General features: G+C 63.2%; 17 protein-coding genes and 1 pseudogene. 8 read left to right on the top strand and 10 right to left on the bottom strand.

The genetic code is table 11. From position 1 onward, the window contains the following. The first annotated feature begins 58 nt into the window (after positions 1-58). Both nuoM and nuoN read left to right on the top strand, forming a co-directional pair. Positions 59-1,600, top strand: coding sequence for an NADH-quinone oxidoreductase subunit M (nuoM, locus tag OP494_RS05375; protein WP_280539699.1), 1,542 nt, complete (start codon positions 59-61; stop codon positions 1,598-1,600). Then, the gene (gene nuoN / locus OP494_RS05370) at positions 1,597-3,030 is read left to right on the top strand and encodes an NADH-quinone oxidoreductase subunit NuoN (protein WP_280539698.1); all 1,434 of its coding nucleotides are present in this window, start codon (positions 1,597-1,599) and stop codon (positions 3,028-3,030) included. The genes nuoM and nuoN overlap by 4 nt, the downstream gene beginning before the upstream one ends. A 33-nt stretch (positions 3,031-3,063) precedes the next feature. On the opposite strand, the gene OP494_RS05365 is transcribed toward nuoN, so the two are convergent. Then, positions 3,064-3,882, bottom strand: a complete 819-nt coding sequence (locus OP494_RS05365; protein ID WP_280539697.1) for an endonuclease/exonuclease/phosphatase family protein — start codon at positions 3,880-3,882, stop codon at positions 3,064-3,066. Then, entirely contained in the window at positions 3,875-4,507 is a 633-nt protein-coding gene (locus OP494_RS05360) for a thiol:disulfide interchange protein DsbA/DsbL (RefSeq protein ID WP_280539696.1), read from the bottom strand. The genes OP494_RS05365 and OP494_RS05360 overlap by 8 nt, the downstream gene beginning before the upstream one ends. Positions 4,508-4,790: 283 nt before the next feature. Between OP494_RS05360 and yihA the strand changes: the two genes are divergently transcribed. After that, positions 4,791-5,414 carry a ribosome biogenesis GTP-binding protein YihA/YsxC gene (gene yihA / locus OP494_RS05355; protein WP_280539694.1) on the top strand — a complete coding sequence of 208 codons (624 nt, stop codon included), beginning with the start codon at positions 4,791-4,793 and terminating at the stop codon, positions 5,412-5,414. Positions 5,415-5,416: 2 nt separating this feature from the next. On the opposite strand, the gene OP494_RS05350 is transcribed toward yihA, so the two are convergent. The 7 genes and pseudogenes from OP494_RS05350 to argH all read right to left on the bottom strand — a co-directional run bounded on the left by OP494_RS05350 (position 5,417) and on the right by argH (position 11,545). Next, the gene (locus OP494_RS05350) at positions 5,417-6,142 is read right to left on the bottom strand and encodes an HAD family hydrolase (RefSeq protein WP_280539693.1); all 726 of its coding nucleotides are present in this window, start codon (positions 6,140-6,142) and stop codon (positions 5,417-5,419) included. A 26-nt stretch (positions 6,143-6,168) separates the two neighbouring features. After that, on the bottom strand, positions 6,169-7,065 hold the full coding sequence (locus tag OP494_RS05345) for a tyrosine recombinase XerC (protein ID WP_280539692.1): 897 nt from the start codon (positions 7,063-7,065) through the stop codon (positions 6,169-6,171). After that, complete coding sequence (locus tag OP494_RS05340; RefSeq protein WP_280539691.1) at positions 7,049-7,768, bottom strand: DUF484 family protein; 720 nt, start codon at positions 7,766-7,768, stop codon at positions 7,049-7,051. The genes OP494_RS05345 and OP494_RS05340 overlap by 17 nt, the downstream gene beginning before the upstream one ends. A 75-nt stretch (positions 7,769-7,843) precedes the next feature. Continuing rightward, entirely contained in the window at positions 7,844-8,677 is an 834-nt protein-coding gene (gene dapF / locus OP494_RS05335) for a diaminopimelate epimerase (protein WP_280539690.1), read from the bottom strand. Then, positions 8,677-9,933 carry a diaminopimelate decarboxylase gene (lysA, locus tag OP494_RS05330; protein ID WP_280539689.1) on the bottom strand — a complete coding sequence of 419 codons (1,257 nt, stop codon included), beginning with the start codon at positions 9,931-9,933 and terminating at the stop codon, positions 8,677-8,679. The genes dapF and lysA overlap by 1 nt, the downstream gene beginning before the upstream one ends. A 98-nt stretch (positions 9,934-10,031) precedes the next feature. Continuing rightward, a pseudogene (locus OP494_RS05325) lies at positions 10,032-10,142 on the bottom strand (lipoprotein); the annotation flags it as partial. After that, positions 10,142-11,545: an argininosuccinate lyase gene (gene argH / locus OP494_RS05320; RefSeq protein ID WP_280539688.1), complete on the bottom strand. Its 1,404-nt coding sequence runs from the start codon at positions 11,543-11,545 to the stop codon at positions 10,142-10,144. The gene argH and the pseudogene OP494_RS05325, both read right to left, overlap by 1 nt. A 181-nt stretch (positions 11,546-11,726) precedes the next feature. Here argH and hemC point away from each other — a divergent pair, with 181 nt between their 5' ends. From hemC to OP494_RS05295, 5 genes are all read left to right on the top strand, one after another. Further along, positions 11,727-12,671 carry a hydroxymethylbilane synthase gene (hemC, locus tag OP494_RS05315; RefSeq protein ID WP_280539687.1) on the top strand — a complete coding sequence of 315 codons (945 nt, stop codon included), beginning with the start codon at positions 11,727-11,729 and terminating at the stop codon, positions 12,669-12,671. After that, a complete protein-coding gene (locus OP494_RS05310; protein ID WP_280539686.1) occupies positions 12,668-13,423 on the top strand; it encodes a uroporphyrinogen-III synthase in 756 nt (251 codons plus the stop codon). Before hemC ends, OP494_RS05310 begins: the two co-directional genes overlap by 4 nt. A 45-nt stretch (positions 13,424-13,468) precedes the next feature. Further along, positions 13,469-15,097 (top strand): uroporphyrinogen-III C-methyltransferase, encoded by a 1,629-nt coding sequence (locus tag OP494_RS05305; RefSeq protein ID WP_280539685.1) that lies wholly within the window; start codon positions 13,469-13,471, stop codon positions 15,095-15,097. Beyond that, positions 15,094-16,323 carry a heme biosynthesis HemY N-terminal domain-containing protein gene (locus tag OP494_RS05300; protein WP_280539683.1) on the top strand — a complete coding sequence of 410 codons (1,230 nt, stop codon included), beginning with the start codon at positions 15,094-15,096 and terminating at the stop codon, positions 16,321-16,323. Before OP494_RS05305 ends, OP494_RS05300 begins: the two co-directional genes overlap by 4 nt. A 199-nt stretch (positions 16,324-16,522) precedes the next feature. Beyond that, positions 16,523-17,884, top strand: coding sequence for an NCS2 family permease (locus OP494_RS05295; RefSeq protein WP_280539682.1), 1,362 nt, complete (start codon positions 16,523-16,525; stop codon positions 17,882-17,884). 103 nt (positions 17,885-17,987) lie between these two features. Here the strand turns inward: OP494_RS05295 and ybiO are convergent, their stop codons facing one another. Next, complete coding sequence (gene ybiO, locus OP494_RS05290; RefSeq protein WP_280539681.1) at positions 17,988-20,366, bottom strand: mechanosensitive channel protein; 2,379 nt, start codon at positions 20,364-20,366, stop codon at positions 17,988-17,990. Positions 20,367-20,473: the final 107 nt, after the last annotated feature.

Raw genomic sequence — 20,473 nt, 5'->3', positions numbered from 1 at the left:
AAGACACCGGTGGCGGGGATAGAAGGCTAACGTGGCAAGCTGAGGGGGCGCAGCGCTGATGATTCTTGTCTGTTTGATTCTGATTCCCTTCATCGGCGGGTTGCTGTGTTGGCAAGCCGAGCGTTTCGGCGAGCAACCGCCGCGCTGGATTGCCCTGGGCACCATGCTGCTCGAATTGGCGCTGGTCTTGGGCGTGTGGTGGCATGGCGATTACGGCTTGAACTCCGCGCAGGGGGCCTCGGACTGGGTCCTCGAGTGGCGCGCCGCTTGGATCCCGCGTTTCGGCATCGAGGTCCACCTGGCGCTGGATGGCCTGTCGTTGATCATGATCGCGCTCACCGGGCTGCTTGGCGTGCTGGCGGTGGTGTGCTCATGGCACGAGATCTCGCGCCGCATCGGTTTTTTCCATCTCAACCTGTTATGGATTCTGGGTGGCGTGGTCGGCGTCTTCCTGGCCATCGATTTGTTCCTGTTCTTCTTCTTCTGGGAGATGATGCTGGTCCCCATGTACTTCCTGATCGCGCTGTGGGGGCATAGCGGTTCCACAGGCAACACGCGCATTCAGGCGGCGACGAAGTTTTTCATCTACACCCAGGCCAGCGGGCTTCTGATGCTGGTGGCCATTCTCGGCCTGGTGTTCGCACATCACGCCGCCACCGGGGAATACAGCTTCAGCTACGAGGCGCTGCGCCATACTGCCCAGAACGAGCTTTCCCCTCAGATGGCATGGTGGTTGATGCTGGGCTTCTTCATCGCTTTCGCGGTCAAGATGCCGGTGGTGCCGCTGCATGGGTGGCTGCCCGACGCGCACGCCCAGGCGCCGACCGCGGGGAGCGTCGACCTGGCAGGGATTCTGCTCAAGACGGCCGCTTACGGTATGTTGCGTTTCGCCTTGCCGCTGTTTCCCGAGGCCTCCCAGGCTTTCGCGCCGGTCGCGATGGGGCTTGGCATCCTGGGGATCTTCTACGGCGCGATCCTGGCTTGCGGCCAGCATGATCTGAAACGCTTAGTGGCCTATTCCAGCATTTCCCACATGGGTTTCGTACTGATCGGCATCTACAGTGGCACCGAGCTGGCGCTGCAGGGCGTGGTGGTGCTGATGGTCGCGCATGCCTTCTCGGCCTCGGGACTCTTCATTATCAGTGGCCAGCTCTACGAGCGTCTGCATACCCGCGACATGCGCCTGATGGGTGGCCTATGGGGACGCATCAAGGGGCTGCCGGGCATTGCGCTGTGCTTCGTGGCAGCCTCGATGGGCATTCCGGGGACGGCCAATTTCGTGGGTGAGTTCCTGGTATTGTTCGGCACCTTCGATACCTGGCCCTGGGTGGTCGTGGTCGCCAGTGGCGGCTTCGTACTGGCGGCGATCTATTCGCTCTTCATCATGCAACGCGTCTACTTCGGTCCGGCCAAAGAAGACACGCCTCTGGGTGGGCTCGATGGCCGCGAAATCGTGATGATGCTCGGCCTGCTGGCCCTGGTGTTGTGGGTCGGGCTCTACCCTGGTCCGTTGCTGGATACCTCGGAGGCGGCGATGCAAAACGTTGAGCACATCATGACGCTGGAAGAAACGCCTGCCATGCCTGAGGAGACGCCATGACGTCGTTGCTTGCTCTTTCACCACTGATTCTCGTCTGCGCTACGGCCATCGTCGTAATGCTGACCATTGCGTGGCGTCGGTGTTATGACCTGACGGCCACGCTGACCGTGATTGGTCTCAATCTGGCGCTGGCGGCACAGCTTTTGGCCTGGTGGCAGGCGCCGCTCGACGTGACGTCGCTGATGACGGTGGACGGCCTGTCGATCTTCGGCGGTGTATTGATTCTCGTCGCGACGCTGGCCTGCGCCACGCTGGGGCATGCTTACCTCGAAGGCGCGCGCGGTCCACGCGAGGAATATTACCTGCTGTTGTTGTGTGCTGCCGCTGGTGGGATTGCGCTGGTGAGCAGTCGCCACTTGGCTTCGCTGTTCTTCAGCCTGGAACTGTTGTCGATGCCGCTTTACGGCATGCTGGCCTACACCTATCGCGAGCGTGGTGCCTTGGAAGCGGGGATCAAGTACATGGTGCTCTCCGCGGCAGCCTCGGCCTTCTTGCTATTCGGCATGGCACTTCTATACGCGCGCACCGGACATCTCGATTTCGCCGGATTGGGTGGGGCATTGGCGTCGGCAGGAGGCGATGGATGGCTGCTGGCCGGCATAGGCATGATGCTCATCGGGCTGGGCTTCAAACTCTCCATCGTGCCGTTCCATCTGTGGACGCCGGACGTCTATGAAGGAAGCCCCGCGCCGGCGGCCACCTTTCTGGCCTCGGCCAGCAAGGTGGCGGTGCTGATCGTCTTGCTGCGCCTGCTACAATCCGCCCCGGTGACCCAGGATGCCTGGTTTCACAGCCTGCTCGCCGTACTCGCCTTCGTGACGATGCTGGCCGGTAACCTGCTGGCGTTGATGCAGCAAGATCTCAAGCGCCTGCTGGGCTATTCCTCGATCGCGCATTTCGGCTATTTGCTGGTGGCGCTGGTGATCAACGAGGGGCTGGCGGTGGAAACCGCAGGTATCTATCTGGTGACCTATGTGCTGACGACGCTGGGCGCGTTCGGTGTGGTGACGCTTCTGTCGAGCCCTTACGGTGGCGCCGATGCCAGCCGTTTGCACCATTATCGAGGCTTGTTCTGGCGGCGGCCCTACCTGACGGCGGTGCTGACGGTGATGATGCTGTCGCTGGCCGGCATTCCCCTGACCGCGGGCTTCATCGGCAAGTTCTACATCGTCGCGGTGGGGGTCGAAGCCAGTCGTTGGTGGCTGGTCGGCGGCGTGGTGGCCGGGAGCGCCATCGGGCTTTTCTACTATCTCCGCGTGATGGTGACGCTCTTTTTGCCCGAGCCGGGCATGCAGCGCCGTGACGCTACCACCGATTGGGCGCAACGCGCCGGCGGTGTGGTGGTGCTGGCGCTGGCGGCCTTGGTCGTGCTGTTGGGGGTCTATCCTGCGCCGATGATCGACTGGATACGTCTCATGGCCGCGACGTAAGCGTCGCGGTCTTACCAGCGTGGTGCCGGTCGCTCATGAGGCGGCATTGTCGTCGGGCATGCTGCGTAGGCAGGCGGTGGGCAGTTGAATGTCCACCGCCACCGGCAGATGGTCGGAAAACAGCCGGTCGAGTACCTCGAAGCGTTCGGCGTGCAAGGCGTCGGAGATCAAGATGTGATCGAGCGCGCGGCGCGGCTGCCAGGCGGGATATGACAACGGCATCGCCACGGGGTGCAGCGGCAGCGCATGGCAGAAGCGCTGGTGGGCATTGATCTGATCCGGCGTGCAGTTGAGATCGCCCATCACGACCACGTGGCGTAGCGGCTGAATGAGTTCGCTCAAGTAGTCGAGTTGCCGGGTACGCGCGCGATGTCCCAGAGCCAGGTGCGCCACGACCAGATGCAAGGCATCGGGGCCGTCGCCGAAGCGCGCGTGAATGGCGCCGCGTCCCGGTAACGTGCCGGGCAGGCGATACTCGTCTATTTGGCGCGGCGTCAGGCGCGACAGCAGGCCGTTGCTGTGCTGGGCGACACGCCCCAGGTTGCGGTTGAGCTGCTGGTAGTAGTGAGGAAACTCGGCCCGCATGGCGAGATACTCGACCTGATTGACGTGCCCCGAGCGGAAACTGCCCCCATCGACCTCCTGAAGGCCGACGATATCGTAGTCGCGTAGTGTATCGCCGATCAGATCGAGGCGTCCCTGACGCTTGGGATGCGGCAACAGGTGCTGCCAACTGCGCGTCAGGTAGTGATGGTAGGCCGAGGTATGAATACCGACCTGCAGGTTGCAGGTCAGCAGGCGTAGCGAGCGGGGCGCCTGGGAAGCAGGCGCCGCGGCGGTGGCGTTACTCATTGCGTTCGCTGCGTACCTTGTCGATCAGGGCATCGGCGATCTTGGGCATGTTCTCCAGCGAGCCGGCGCTGCTGGGCGTGATCACGTAATGACCGTCGACGATCAGGGCGGGAACTCCCATGATCTTGTAGCTACGCATCTTGGCGTTGGCGCGATTGATCTGGCTCTTCACGCCGAAGGACTCGAGGGCCTCGAGCGCATCGTCCTTGCTGACGCCGTAGTGAGTGAAGAATTCGGCAATGGCGTCCGGTTCGGTGAGGCGCTGGCCTTTCTCGTGGATGGCATCGAAGAAGTCACTGTGCATTTCTTGCTGGATGCCCAACGCCTTGGCGGCGTAGAAGGCGCGCGCATGCTTGGTCCAGGTATCGCCCATGGTGGCTGGAATGCGCTGAAAGGCAACGTCGTCGGGCAGTTCGTCGACCCAGGCATTGAGCGGCTCTTCAAGGGCGTAGCAATGCGGGCAACCGTACCAGAACACCTCGTTGACCTCGATCTTGCCATCCGGGACTTCGGTCTTCACGGGTTCGTCGAGCACATTGTAATCTTCTCCCGCGACCGGGCCGGCGGCCATGACCAGCGTTGACATACCCAGACCGGCGACCAGTACTAACAACGACTTCAACATGCATCTCTCCTTGCCTTGCATAAACAGCAGAAAAACAGACGGTGAGCGTTCGTTGCCCACCCTGATGAACGTTTGAACCGCGACGGCAACCAGGGTTCCCGAACGGCCAATGTGAACACATGCTTTAGTGATACCACTCCAAGCATCGCCATGGAAAGGGTGCGAGGACTATCGGTGGCGGCTTTGCCCGCATGCGCGGCGTCCACGCAATGATACACTGTGGCGCAAACGTCCTTCATGGATCATTCGCCGCTCATGGGCGGCAGCTCAGTCGAGAACCAACATGCAAGATGGCAAGATCAACTATCAGACCGCGCGTTTTTTGATCAGTGCGCCGCGCTTGGCCTTGTGCCCTTCTGACACGGGCGCGGAAGTGGCGTTCGCCGGGCGCTCCAATGCCGGCAAGTCCAGTGCGATCAATGCGCTGACACAGCAGAAGGCACTGGCGCGTACCTCCAAGACGCCGGGGCGCACGCAGCTGATCAACTTCTTCACCCTCGCTAACGACGAGGCGTACCGGTTGGTGGATCTGCCCGGTTACGGCTTCGCCAAGGTGCCGGATCAGGTCAAGCTGGAGTGGCAGCGCCACTTGAGCGAGTATCTGTACCAGCGTGAGGCGCTCAGGGGCTTGATGTTGGTCATGGACGTGCGGCACCCGCTGAGCGAGTTCGACCAGATGATGCTGGGCTGGGCCGACGAGAAAGCGATGCCCGTGCACATCCTGTTGACCAAGGCCGACAAGCTCAAGCCCGGGGCGGCCAAGTCTTCGCTTCTGGCGGTGCGCCGCCAACTCGCCGAGTGGGAAGACCTGGTCAGTGTGCAGCTCTTCTCTGCGCTCAAACGGCAAGGTGTCGACGAGGCATGCGCGCGCATGGATGCCTGGCTATGCGAGAGGGATGACGCGTAAACCTAGCCCGCCAACCTAGCGAGTAGGGTGGGCAGTTCACGCACATGCGTGAGGCGATGCACGCCGGGTGGCAGCTCGCACGGGCCTTCGTTCTTGGCGTCGATCCAGGCCACCTGCATGCCCAGGCGCTGCGCGGGTAGTACATCCTCGCGCCAGGAGTCGCCGACATGCAGCCCCTGCGCCGGCTGGGCACCGAGCCTTGCCAGCGCCGCGAGGAAGGCGCGCGGGTCGGGTTTGGGGGCGTGCAGCTCGCCCGCGGCGATCATGACGCTGAAATGGTCGGCCAGCTCCAGGCGCTTGAGATCGGCGTTGCCGTTGGTGATCGCGGCGATCCGATAGTGCCGGCGTAGCGTGTCGAGCATGGCCGCTACCTCGGGGTAGGGCGTTAGGTCATGACGCAGGTCGAGGAAATGCGCAATGGCGTGTGCCGCCCACAGGCGCGCCCGAAGGCGAGGCAGCCCGTAGGCTTCCACCATCTCGAACAACGCACGTTCGCGAATCCAAGTGAAATCGCCGCGCTTGAGCGGAAAACGCTGCGCCACATCGGCGCGGTGCTTCTGATATGCGCTCAAAGGATAGTGCGTCATGAACGCGCTGTCGGTGTCTGGCGAGGCGGCGGCGAGTGCGTCGCTGAGCCATTGATAATGACCGGCTTCGGCACGCTCGAGGACCGGGCGGTTGTTCCACAGCGTGTCGTCAAGGTCGAAGGTCAGCGCGGTTATCGCCATGTGGGTTGTCTCCAGAGCCGGGTTTGTCAGCGATCATCGGACGTCTCGTGACGCCGGGCACGCGGGTGTGCCTGATCGTAGGCATCGGCGAGATGCTGCCAGTCGAGGCGTGTATAGATCTGCGTGGTGGACAGATTGGCATGCCCCAGCAACTCCTGCACGGCGCGCAGGTCCTGGCTCGATTCGAGCAGATGGCTAGCGAAGGAGTGACGCAAGCGATGCGGGTGCAGGTGTTCGGGCAGGCCGCGCTCGCGGGCAAGATGCACGAGGCGCTTTTGCACCGCGCGATGTCCGAGCCTTACGCCGCGTTGACCGACGAACAGCGCGTGTTCTTCCGCGTCGGCGAGTTGGCCACGGACCTTGAACCATGCCGCCAGCGCCGCTTCGGCACGGCTGCCGAGGGGCATCTGGCGCGGCTTGCTACCCTTGCCTATGACCCGCACACGCCGAGCCTCCAGGTCCGTGACGTCCAGTGCCGTCAACTCCGCTAGACGCAGCCCGCAGGAATAGAACAGTTCCAGCATGGCCTGATCGCGCACGGCGAGCGGGGTGTCGTCGTGCGGGGTGTCCAGAAAGCGCGATAACTGATCGACATCCACCGGGCGCGGCAGGTGCCGAGGCTGACGCGGGGTCTGAGTCAAGGCCACGGGATTGTGAGCGAGCACGCCATTGCGCACCAGATGATCGGCGAAGCGCGATAGCGCGGCGCGGCGCCGGGCGAGACTGCGTGGGGCCAGGCCACGGGTGCGCTCGGCGCCCAAGAAGCGACGCACCAGGGCGACATCCAGCGTGGACCAGTCGTCGATGTCATGCGCCTCGAGGAAATGCGCCAGCGCGGCCAAGTCGCGCCGATAGGCATCCAGCGTCGCGGGGCTGGCATGCCCTGCCAGCCCGCGCAGAAAATCTTCAATCGCGGCGTGCATGTTCGGTATCCAGCCGGATCAGCAAGCGCCCGACGATTTCGCCGAGGTAATCGGTGAACAGGGTGTCGAGCGTGGCACGAAAGTGCTCGCTCTCCTGGCTGGCAAGCAGCAGGTAGCCGAGCGGCTCGCCCATGGTGAGGCGCGTCACGGCGCATGAACCGCTGTTCTCGGGTGGCTCGGAATGCGGGAGGAGCTTACACCACGCTTCTCGCGAGAGCTGGGTGCAGCGGCTGTTGTGGCCGTCGAGAAGCTCTTCCAGTGTCGCGCGCGCGGCGTCATCGAGACGCAATTGGGGTGGCTGTACGGCGCTGTCGTCGTGGGGCGAGTCCAGCCACAACGCGACCGCCTGGGTGCGAAATTGCTCGCTGAGTTGGGTCGAGAGGGCCTCGCCCAGCGCGTCGACGTTTTCCGCCTCGAGCAACGCCAGGATCAGCGCGCGTGTGCGTTGGTACTGCGCCTCGTTGTGGCGCGCCGTCTCCAACAGATGCTCGAGGCGCCATTCGGCGGTCTCGGCGCGCTCGCGCAGGTCGTGCACGAGGCGTTCGAGCAGCGAAATCGCGCCCTGAGTCTGGGGGTGCGGCACCTTTAGCTGTTGGAGCAGTCCCTCTCGGCCGACGAAGAAGTCGGGATGACGGGCCAGCCAATGCGCGACACGCTCTGGGTCGAGCGTAGTGCGCGGCTCGGGCGCCTGGGCTTGGGACATGCGTATGTTCTCCTGTGTTTCCGTCTTGCGTGCCGTGTCGTTGTTTGAAGGTTCTCCGGGCACTCGGCAATGCTGCTAAGGTAGCGCGATGCGCCCCTCGAAGACGCTGGTGGCGGGGCCGATCATCACCATGGGGGCATCCTCGGCGGGCCATTCCAAGGTTAGCGTGCCACCGGGTAGATGAACATCGACAGGGCTTTCGAACAACCCGCGCCGGATGCCGTTGGCCACCGCCGCGCAGGCGCCGGTGCCGCAGGCCAGCGTTTCGCCGCTGCCGCGTTCGAAAACCCGTAGGCGCGCCTCGTGACGCGAGACGACCTGCAAGAAGCCCACATTGACGCGCCGGGGGAAGCGCACGTGGCGTTCGATGAGCGGACCCAGGCGTGCCACCGGCGCGGTAGCGACATCGTCGACCACGAGCACGGCATGGGGGTTGCCCATCGAGACCACGCCGATCTCCCAGCGTGCGTCGTCGACTTCCAGGGTATGCGTGGGCGCATCGGTCGGGGCGTCGAAGGGCACGGCTTCGGGCGCGAAACGCGGCACGCCCATGTTCACGCGAACTCGCTCGTCTTCCTCGACGCGAAGGGTCAGAGGCCCGGCCTGGGTTTCGACACGAATCTCGCGCTTGTGGGTCAGGCGCGCTTCGCGCACGAAACGCGCGAAGCAGCGGGCGCCGTTACCGCAATTTTCCACCTCGTGGCCATCGGCGTTGAAGATGCGGTAGCGGAAATCCATTTCGGGGTCGCGCGGCGGTTCGACCAGCAGCAACTGATCGAAACCGATGCCGAGATGACGGTCGGCCAACTGCCGTATGCGTTCGGTGTCGAGCCGCGCCCGCTGGGTGACTAGGTCGACCACCATGAAGTCGTTGCCGAGCCCGTGCATCTTGGTGAAATGCAGCAGCATCAGGAAGTCTCCGCCAGGCGGTGCTCGCCGGCCCACAAGTCGGCGAGCGTCTCGCGTTCGCGCACGACCTGCGCGCTATCGCCGTCGACCATGATCTCGGCGGGACGCGGCCGGCTATTGTAGTTGGAGGCCATCACGAAGCCGTAGGCACCCGCCGAACGGACTGCGAGCAGGTCGCCCGGCGCGATGGCCAGTTCACGCGCCTTACCCAGAAAATCACCGGTTTCACAGACTGGGCCGACCACGTCGTAGAGTGCCGTTTCGCGGGACTTGCGGGTATCGACCGGGACGATGCGCTGCCATGCTTGATACAGCGCGGGGCGAATCAGGTCGTTCATGCCGGCGTCGACGATGGCGAAATGCTGAGTCTCGCCGGGCTTCAGGTACTCGACGCGCGTCACGAGCACACCGGCGTTGGCGGCAATCGAGCGGCCCGGTTCGAAGAGCAGTGTCAGGTTGCGGCCACCGAGACGCTCGAGCAGAGCGCGAGCGTAATCATAGGGCGCGGGCGGTTGCTCGTCTTGATAGGGCACGCCGAGGCCGCCGCCGAGGTCGAGATGCTCGATGGTAATACCTGCCTCGTGCAGGCGGTCGAGTAGCACCAGTAGGCGATCCAGTGCGTCGAGGAAGGGCGAAAGCTCGGTGAGCTGCGAACCGATGTGGCAATCCAGACCGACGACCTCAAGGTTCGGCAGTTCGGCGGCCCGCTGATAGACCTCGAAGGCGTCATCGACGGCGATGCCGAACTTGTTGGCCTTGAGGCCGGTGGAAATGTAGGGATGCGTCCGGGCATCGACGTCGGGATTGACGCGCAGCGAGACCCGCGCCACCTGGCTGCATTCGCCTGCTACCTGGCTCAGGCGCTCGAGTTCCGGCAGCGATTCCACGTTGAAGCACTTGATGCCCACTTCCAGTGCGCGTGCCATTTCGCTGGCCTGCTTGGCGACGCCGGAAAATACCACCTTGGCGGGGTCGCCGCCAGCGGCCAGCACACGCTCGAGCTCGCCTTGGGAGACGATATCGAACCCCGCGCCGAGGCGCGCCAACAGGTCGAGCACGGCAAGGTTGGCATTGGCCTTCACCGCGTAGCAGATCAGGTGCGGATGCTCGCCCAACGCGTCACTATAGGCCTTGAAGTGGCGCGTGAAGGTCGCCCGTGAATACACGTAACAGGGCGTGCCGAAACGCTCGGCGATGTCGGCCACTGGGACGTCTTCAGCGTAGAGTTGACCGTCGCGGTAGTTGAAATGATCCATCGTCAGTCTGCGTCGCTGTCGGATTGAGAAGAAGCGTCGTCTGCGGCGCCTTCTTCGCCTTGGTCGGCGTCGTCTTCATAGGCGTTCGCCGGATCGTACTGCTCGCTGGCCTGTTCGTCATCGGGCATGTAAAGCGGCCCCTTTTGGCCGCAACCGGCGAGCGTGAACGCAGCTATGCCGAGAATGGCCAGCATGGGAAGTAAGCGCATCATGCCTCCTGTTGCAGCGTAGCGAGCGCATCGCGGGCGCGTTGGGCAGCGGCGCGGACCTGATCCGGCGCGGTGCCGCCGATGTGATTGCGCGCTGCCACCGAACCTTCCAGCGTCAGTACTTCGAAGACGTCGGCCTGGATGGCATCGGAGAACTGGCGCAACTCGTCGAGGGACATCTCTGAAAGGTCTTTCTGCTCGCGCAGGCCCAACGCCACGGCTTGGCCGACGATTTCGTGGGCATCGCGAAAGGCCACACCGGCGCGCACGAGGTAGTCCGCTAGATCGGTGGCGGTGGAGAAGCCCTTGCGCGCGGCCTCGAACATGTTGTCCGTCTTGGCCTCGATGGCCGGCACCATGTCGGCGAACGCCTTGAGGCAGCCCTGCACGGTGTCGAGGGTATCGAAAAGCGGTTCCTTGTCTTCCTGATTATCCTTGTTGTAAGCCAGCGGCTGCGACTTCATCAGCGTCAAAAGCCCCATCAGGTGGCCGTAGACGCGCCCGGTCTTGCCGCGCACCAGCTCTGGCACGTCTGGGTTCTTCTTCTGTGGCATGATCGACGAGCCGGTGCAGAAACGGTCGGGCAGGTCGATGAAGTCGAATTGGGCGCTGGTCCACAGCACCAGCTCCTCGCTCATGCGTGACAGGTGCATCAACAGTACGCTGGCGAAGGCGCCGAATTCGATGGCGAAGTCGCGATCGCTGACCGCGTCGAGGCTGTTCTCGGCGGGGCGTTCGAAGCCCAGCAGCTCGGCGGTGACGTGGCGGTCGATGGGATAGGTGGTGCCGGCCAGCGCGGCGGCACCCAGCGGCATCACGTTGACGCGCTTGCGGCAGTCCAGCAGGCGTTCGTGGTCGCGGGCGAGCATTTCCTGCCAGGCCAGCAGGTGGTGGCCGAAGGTTACCGGCTGGGCGGTCTGCAGGTGCGTGAAGCCGGGCATGATGGTATCGGCCTCGCGCGTGGCCAGCTCGATTAGCCCTTCACGCAGGCGGGCGATCTCGGCCGCGACGACATCGATCTCGTCGCGCAGATAAAGCCGGATATCGGTGGCGATCTGGTCGTTGCGCGAGCGCCCGGTATGCAGCTTCTTGCCGGTGATGCCGATTTTTTCGGTCAGCCGGGCCTCGATGTTCATGTGGACGTCTTCGAGTTCCACCGACCAGGGAAACTGCCCGGCCTCGATTTCCCGCTCGACTTCACCGAGGCCTTGCACGATGGTCTCGCGCTCATCAGAGGTGAGTACGCCGACGCGTTCGAGCATGGTGGCATGCGCGATGGAGCCGCGAATGTCGTGATGATAGAGGCGCCGGTCGAAGTCCACCGACGCCGTGAAGCGCGCGACGAAGGCGTCGGTGGGTTCGCTGAAGCGTCCGCCCCAGGATTGGTTGGTCGTATTGCTCATCGGGCGTGGCGTCCTGCTTGGTCGAGATGGTGATGCCCTGAGTGTACCAGAGTCGGCGCCGCTGGCGAGGTGGGACAGGGCACGGGAACGCTGGGGGCGGGATTTTTCCTCGACCGGGGACTGCTTTATGATGATAGTTATCCCGCCGCCGAATCGGTGTGCGCCCATTTAGGAGAGTTCAATGCCCGCCATGCAGACACTGCGCATCGCCACCCGACAGAGCCGCCTTGCGTTATGGCAAGCCGAGCACGTCAAGGCTCGTCTGATGGCGCTACATCCTGGACTCGAGGTGGAGCTGGTCGCCCTGACGACGCGTGGCGACAAGATTCTCGATTCGCCGCTGTCCAAGGTCGGCGGCAAGGGGCTGTTCGTCAAAGAATTGGAGGAGGCGCTGCTGGACGGGCGTGCCGATATCGCCGTGCACTCGATGAAGGATGTGCCGATGCACTTCCCCGAAGGGCTGGGGCTATCGGTGATTCTGGAGAGCGGCGCACCCACGGATGCCTTCGTCTCCAACGATTACGCGACCTTGGACGCCTTGCCCGAGGGCGTGCGTGTGGGTACTTCGAGCCTGCGCCGGGGCCTGCAGGTCAAGGAGGCGCGCCCCGATCTAGAGGTGCTCAATCTGCGTGGCAACGTGCAGACTCGCCTGGGCAAGCTGGACGGCGGCGAGTTCGAGGCGATCATTCTGGCGACCTCGGGGCTCGAACGTCTCGAGCTTGGCCATCGCATCACCCAAGAGCTGCCGCCGGAAGTCAGCCTGCCGGCTTGCGGCCAGGGCGCCCTGGGCATCGAATGTCGCTATGACGATGAAACGCTGCTCGAGATCCTGGCGCCGCTCGATCATTCGCAGACGGCCACCCGTGTGCGCGCCGAACGTGCCATGAACACGCGCCTGGACGGCGGTTGCCAGGTGCCCATCGGCGGCTACGCTGTGCTCGAGGATGGCGACCGCACGCTATGGCTACGGGCGCTGGTCGGTGATCCGGATGGCTCGCATGTGTTGCGTGCCGAGGGGCGTGGTTCGGCTTCCGAACCCGAGGCCTTGGGTGTGCGTATCGCCGAGTCGCTGCTCGAGCAGGGGGCCGGCGAGATTCTCGCGGATATCTACGGCCAAGGTGAATGAGCGCCGCGTCACGCATCCTGGTGACGCGCCCCGGCGAGGGCGGCGAACGCCTAGTCAAGGCCTTGTCGGAGGCGGGGTTCGCGCCCGCCCGCCCGGCGTTGATTCACTTGCAGCCGCTCGACATCGACGAGGTCAAGCGCACGCCCCTGCTGGATGTCGATCAGTACGACGTGGTGGTCGTGACCAGCCCTTTCGCTGCCGAGTGCCTGGTCGAGTGGCTCGATCGCTATTGGCCGCAATTGCCGCAGGGGCCGCGTTTCTATGCGCTGGGTGTGGCAACGGCGGCGACGCTTTACCGCGGCCTGGGCGTCAAGGCGAGTGTGCCCGACCCCGGCCTGGGCATGACCAGCGAGGCGCTGTTGGCGATGCGCTCGCTGGCCCGGCTCGACGGTCAGCGTGCGCTGGTCGTCGGCGGAGTGGGCGGGCGCCAGGCGCTTGCTCAGACGCTCGAGGCACGTGGCGCCCGGGCCACCAAGCTGGCACTCTATCGGCGCGTTTATACGGCGCCGGACACGACCGCTGCCGGCTGGCTCGCCACGGGCGATTTCACGGCCATGACCGTGACCAGTGGCGAATTGCTCGAGCATCTGGTTATCTGGTGCGGACAGGCGGCGTTGAACAAACCGCTAATCGTTTCCAGTCAGCGTTTGGCTACACTGGCAGACACGATGGGCTTCGCTTCGCTACACGTGGCGCAGGGTGCGACCCCCGAAGCCTTGGTGACCGCCGTACAGGAAGTAGGCGACACGTGACGCGCCGACGTTGATCACGATGAGTTTGAAAAGGGCTAGCGACACATGAGCAAACGACAGGATCAGGATGACAAGAACACGCCCACCGATGCGTCGACGTCCGCCGACGAGACGCCTCAGTCGCCGGCCTCCTCCGAGACTCACAAGGCCGACACCGACGCCAGCGGCGAGGTAGCCGACGAGACGCGCGGTGCCTCGGACAAGGCGGCGGACGCCGCGTCGTCCAAGGCATCGACGACCGGCGCCGCGGCGTCACAGACCTCTTCCGATGCGACGCCGAAGACGGATGAAAAGGCGGACGCTGCGTCGCGCAAGGCGAGCGCAACGACGTCCGGGGCCGGCGCATCGACGTCCACCGCCAAGCGTGACGCTAAGTCCCAACAGAGCACCAAGTCCCAGCAAAGCACCAAGTCCCAGCAAAGCACCAAGTCCCAGCAAAAAGCGACGGACACCCCGGCCAAGGACACGGGCAAGACCCGGACCGGCGGCACGCGCGCATCGTCGGCCGGTGGGACATCGGCGGGCACTACCGCGCACGACAAGACGGCCGCGCATGACAAGACGACGTCGAGTAAAGCCGGCGGCGCCGGCAACGGCACCTCGCCTTCCTCCACTCAAGCGTCGCACGGTGGCGGCGGTGGCAACGGGCGTGGCTTGGCCATCGTGGCGCTGATCATCGCCGTGATCGTAGCCATCGTCGTGGCGCTGGGGCTGGGATACGGCTGGAAACGCCTGCAGACGCAACAGGCCGAACTGGCCAGCGCCAGCGATGAGAACGCGCAGACCCTCGCCACGTTGCGCGAGCGTCTCGACCAGCGGCAGCAAGCGTTCGAATCGCTTAAAGGCGATTTTCAGGACTATCGTCAAGACATCGACAAAAATCTCGACAAGGTACTCGCCGAGCTGGCCGACGAGCAGGAGGCCGACCCGCGCGAGTGGTTGCACGCCGAGGCCGAGTATCTGCTGCGCCTGGCCAACCAGCGCTTGCAGCTCGAGCGAGACGTCAAGGGCGCCAAGGCATTGCTCAAGGCCGCTGATGAGCGTTTGACCGATGCCGACAACCCGGCCTTGATTCCGGTGCGCCGGGCGATTCAGTCCGAGCTGGCGGCGCTTGATTCGGTGCCCACGGTGGATCGCACCGGGCTGTATCTGGCGTTGATGGCGCAGCAGGAACAACTGGCGGGGCTGCCACTCAAGCAGGATGTGGAAGAAATGGCTGCTCACAACGACGACGATTCCTCGCTCGAGGGTGGCTGGCAACAACAGCTCTCTCGCCTGGGCGGCGAGCTCAAGGATCTCGTCGTCATACGCCGTCACGATGAAGCGCTGGAGGCCTTGGTGACGCCCGAGCAGGAGTCCTACCTGCGCCAGAACGTGCGTCTCTTGCTCGAGCAGGCTCAATTGGCTTTGCTCAAGACCGAGCCCAAGCTTTACCAAGCCAGCCTCGACAAGGCGATTACGCTGATCGATCGCTACTACGACACCGAGCGCGATGCGGTGAAAAATTCCCTCGAGCGTCTCGAGTCGCTGCGTGACAAGACCATTCGGCCCGAGCTGCCGGATATCAGCGAGTCGCAGCAGACGCTCAAGGCCTTCATCGAGAAGCGTTTCCAGAATGGCAACGATGACGGTGGTGGCGAGCAACGTCAGAACGATGAAGGAGACAGTGAATGAGAAAACTGATTCTTCTCATCGTCGTGGGGCTGGCCGTCGGTGCGCTATTCGGCCAGTTGATGCAGTCGATGCCCGGTTACTGGCTGGTGCGCGTGGGCGATACCTCGATCCAGACCTCGTTCTGGCTGGGCCTGGTGATATTGCTGGCGGTATTTCTGGCCCTGCATTTCCTGCTGCGCGTCCTCCACCGTCTGCGCCGTCCGGTAAGCCGGCTCAAGGTCTGGAATAGTCGTACGCGCAATCGCAATGCCATGAAGCGTACCGTGCGAGGCTTGGTGGCGCTCGCCGAAGGCCGCTGGAAGCGTGCCGAGAAGGATCTGGTCAAGGCAGCTGACGATTCCAGCACGCCGCTGGTCAATTACCTTTCCGCGGCGCTGGCGGCGCATTATCAAGGGCGTTTCGAGCATGCCGATACGCTACTCAAGCGGGCCCATCACAGTACCGAGGGGGCCGATAACGCGGTGGGCATGGTGCAAGCGCAGCTGATGCTCGATCGCCAGCAATTCGAAGAGGCGTTGGCGACGCTGACGCGCCTCGAAAAGCAACTGCCCAATCATCCGCAGGTGCTCAAGCTGCTGCGTCAGGCCTATCTCAGCGTCAACGACTGGGAAGGGCTGCGTCATTTGCTGCCCAAGCTCGACAAGCAGCAGCTGATCACCGAGGAAGAGCGCCGTGAGCTGGAGCAGCGTGCCTATCGCGAGTTGATCTTGCAGGCGGTCCAGCGCCAGCCCAATGCCGACGCCAACCGCGTGCGCAACCTGTGGGCCGACATGCCTGACTATCTGCGTAGCGATGTCGAGCTGGTGGTCTTGTATACCGAAGCGCTGGTCAAGGATGGCGAGGAAGCGATGGCTGAGCGCTTGCTGCGTCATTCCCTCAAGGAGCACTGGGACACGCGCCTGGTGCTGCGTTATGGCTTGCTCAACGTGGATGCTGGGCGCCAACTGGCATATGCCGAGAAATGGCTGCAGGAGCGCCCCAACGATCCCGATTTACTGCTGAGCCTGGGGCGTTTATCGTTGCGCAATGCTTATTGGGGCAAGGCGCAGGAATACTTCGAAGCCAGTCAGCGTCAGCGCCCCAGCGGGGTGGTATGCGCCGAGCTGGCGCGGCTTTACGCCAACTTGGGCGAGCATCAGAAGAGCCAGCTCTTCTATCGCCAGAGCGTGGAGCTGCTCGATCGCTCGTTGCCGGCGTTACCGCAGCCTAGCGAACGCACGCGCTAGCCAACGTTTTTTGCTCTCCTGGGCGCCTGCGGGCGCCCTTTTTTATCGTCCGTCATGAAGGGCGAATCGCGGCCTGCAGGCGCCTTATCGGGGTGGCCTGTGGGCCGTTGGTGTTTTTACGCCCTTGTCCAATCGGTCAAGATATGGGTAACGTTAGGGCGTCCTTCATGACAACAATGACACATATAGGAACGACATCATGGCGCAGACTCCCCACCGACGTGCTGCCACGTCATCGACCACGCAACAGGACGGCGCCCTGGAGCGTTACTTCGGCATCCGCCGCTATGGCTCGACCCTGCGCACCGAGCTGTTGGCTGGCTTGGCGACCTTCCTGGCGGCGATGTACATCATCGTGGTCAATCCCTCGATACTGAGCGATGCAGGCATTCCCTTCTCGGCGGGGCTCTCGGCAACTGTCTTGATCAGCTTCCTCAGCAGCCTGGCGATGGGGTTGTACGCGCGTAACCCGATTCTCGTCGCGCCCGGCATGGGTATGAATGCGCTGTTCGCCTATACCTTGGTACAGGGGGCGGGTTTGCCTTGGCAAGTGGCGCTGGGTTGCGTGTTCTGGTCGGGCGTACTGTTTGCGCTGCTGGCATTTTTCAACGTGCGCAAGGCGATCGTCGAGGCGATTCCCGATTCGCTACGCTATGGCATCACCTGTGGCATTGGGTTGTTCATTACCTTCATCGGCTTCAAGAACGCCGGCTTCGTGGTTGATGACCCGGCTACGCTGATATCGCTAGGGGGTCTGGACCCAGCGTTGATCACTTTCATTGCCGGGATGCTACTGACCGCGGTTCTGGTCACATTGCGCGTCAACGGCGCGCTGGTATTGGGCATCGTCATCACCACGCTGGTGGCGATACCCATGGGACGTCTGTGGGGCACGGATGTGATCGTGGCATGGAGCGGTCTGGCGGCATGGCCGGATTTCAGCGTCATGTGGCAGGTGGATCTGTGGGGCGCGCTCAAGGTCGCTTACTGGCCGTTCATCTTCGTGATGCTGTTCACCAACTTTTTCGATGCGCTGTCATGCTTCCTGGCGCTCTCGGAAGCCGCCGACCTCAAGGACGACAACGGACAGCCGCGTAATCTCAAGCGCTCGATGACCGTGGATGCCTTTGCCTCGATGATTGCCGCGCCGCTGGGGACCAGTGCCGCACAGACATTCATCGAGTCTGGAGTAGGCGTTGCCCAGGGCGGGCGCACGGGAATCGTCGGGGTCGTCTGTGGGTTGCTGTTTCTCCCGTTCCTGTTCCTGTCGCCGTTGCTGTCGCTGGTGCCGGCGATCGCTACCGCGCCGGCATTGGTCATGGTCGGCGTCTTCATGCTGGCACCGGTGGGACGTATCGAGTGGCAGAAGATGGATCAGGCCTTTCCGGCGTTTTTGGCGATCATCGTCATGCCGCTGACCTACTCGATCACGCTGGGCATCGCCTTCGCGTTCTTGAGTTTCGTGGCGATCAAGCTTTGTACGGGGCGTCTGGCCGAGATCAAGCCCGCCATGTGGGTGACGGCGGTACTCTGCGCGATCATGTTGGTGACGATGCAGTGAGGTAGTGCTGTCTGCTTGCTCGCCGTCTGACGCAAAAGGGCCGCCCCATCCGGGGCGGCCCTTTTTAGCAAAGCGCCACTGTGCTTTCGGTGGCGTGCCAGGCTCAGCTGGAGCCTTCGTCGTTGTCGCGGTCCGGCTTGGTATGCTCCGGATTGGTATTGCTGTCGGCCGGCGCATCGGGTGTGAGCGGTGCGTTCCGCGAGTCCGGCTTCTCGTCCACCACTTCGCCCTTCTGGGACAGGATGCGCAGATTGGCGGGCGGTGCGTTGCCATCCTTTTCCTGCCCGAAGTAAAGCGTGGTGTGCGGGAACGGAATCTCGATGCCAGCAGCGTCGAAGTACATCTTGACCAAGCGGTTGTAGGCACGGCCCACGCCCCACTGATCGCCTGGCGTGGTCTTGATGATCACGCGGATGTTGACCGAACTGTCGGCCAGCGCGGTCACGCCCGCTACGCTGAGCGGCTCAAGTAGCTTGTAGCCGTGCTCGCTCTCCTTGAGGGCGTCGAAGGCGGCCTGCAATTGCTCGATGGCATCGTCGATGTTCTCGCGGTAGGCGATACCGTATTCGCCGACGTGGTTGCCGAATTCACGCATGTAGTTGGACACGGTATCCACCGAGGAGAACGGCACGATGTGGTAGGTGCCCGAGAGATCGCGAATCCCCACCGAGCGGATGCCGACACGTTCCGCCGTACCGGTGGTGCCGCCGACGGTGACGACATCGCCAGTGTTCATGGCGTTTTCCAGTTGGATGAAGACCCCGGTGATGACGTCTTGCACCAGTTTCTGCGAGCCGAAACCGATGGCGAGGCCGAGAACCCCGGCACCGGCGATCAGCGGGCCGATGTTGATGCCGATTTCAGCCAATATGATCATTACCGTCATGGTGATCAAGGCGATCGCCAGGGCATTGCGGAACAGGGATAGCAGTGTCTTGGCGCGGGCCGAAGGTTCACCGGCACCGGCATCTGCATGCAAGCGATGCTCGATTAGGCTGGCGAGGCCGATCCAGGCGGCGATGGCCACCAGCAGGATGATGATCACATTCAGCGTGGTGCCCACGACATGTATACCGGCCTCGGAGGCGTACCAGGCCGCGAGGTCGAAGACCTGCCAAGCGCTGAGCACGAACATCGCCACGGCGATCAAAATGATCGCGCGAATCACCTTGAGGCTGGTCGGCACGTAGGCGTTGAGACGCGTTTCCAGCAGGGGAAGGCGGCGCTGGATATCCTCGGAGAGGCGAATGCGGCGGCCGATAAGCTGGGTAAGTACGCCCGAGACCAACATACCGATGCCGATGATGATGACGGTCTTGAGCGTGGCCAGCAGCACGAAGGGCAGCGCCGTCTGCGGATGCAGCACGGTGACGGCGAATACCACCAAGGCATAGGCCAAGGCCAGCATATGCCAGGTGCGTCCCAGCAGGCGCAGCGCGAAGCGCGTGGCGCTCATGTCGGCATTATCGGCGCGTTGTATCAGGGCGTCGCGTAGCGGTATGCGGTGTTTGAGGATCACCGTAGCGGCGTAGATCAGCGCCAGCAGCATGATCAACGTGCCGAGCCCTTGGCCGAGCGCCGGCGACAGGTTGTAATTGATGATGGGCGCGGCCACCAGCATGCCATAACCGATGAAGCCGGCCAGGCGAGCGAGGAAGCGATTGCAGTACGACGCCTGTGGCGAGGCGATGGGCATCAGGCGCAGGCCATCGTAATGCGACGAGAACAGCATGCGCAGCGCGGCCTTGAACAGCTCGATCATCAAGAAGGCGTTAAGGAACAGCGAGAAACGCGTTTCCATGCTGCCCGCTTCACCGATAGCAAAGGTCGCTACTAGATTGCCAACGACATAGGCCAGTATGACCACGACGACATCTACGATGGCGGCTAGCACGACTGCGATGAGGGTGCGCAGCAAGGCACTTTTCTCGGTACGCTGCGACGACCATTGGCTGAGCTTGCGGAATAGCGGTGACGCGATACGTCGCAGGACGAACAACGCCACGAAGGCCCCGATGACCACCAGTGCGAAGTTGAGCGCGGCAATCAGGAACGCGCCGGTATCGAAGCCCGGCCCGTTGGCGCTAGCGTTGCTACTGCTGAACAAGCCACCCAAGGCCACTGCCAGACTCTTGAACTGACCGCCGAGATCCCCTGCGATATGGCTGGTGGCATCGGCCAGGCGGCGAGGAAAGGAAACCTCTTCGGCCGTCTGACCGCTGGGCGCATCCTCGGCGATCTCTGCGGGGGAGGATGCTCCTTCAACGCCCAGGGCGCTTTCCTGAGCCGCCTGGGCGCGTAGTTGGTCGATGATCGTCTGGCGTGTCTGCTCGTTTTCGAGCATATCGGCCAGGCTCGAATAGGCAGGGGTGTCGCCGTCCGTGGGCGTCGCGTCCTGTTGAGCCAGGGCCGGCGCCATCACGAAAAGTAGACACAGCAACAACCAGCGGCTGAGCCACGTATCGAGGCGTAGAGTCGGCACGCGGTAACCTCCTTGTACGGAATGAACTGAGTGGCATGCTGCCACATCGTTTATGATGAATTTGCCTGGCAATACTAACACTAGGTGGCTCATTGCCGAGCGTCGAG

This window comes from Chromohalobacter sp. 11-W, from assembly GCF_029889905.1.
Lineage (GTDB): Bacteria > Pseudomonadota > Gammaproteobacteria > Pseudomonadales > Halomonadaceae > Chromohalobacter.
This window is presented reverse-complemented; position numbering and strand designations above follow the sequence as displayed.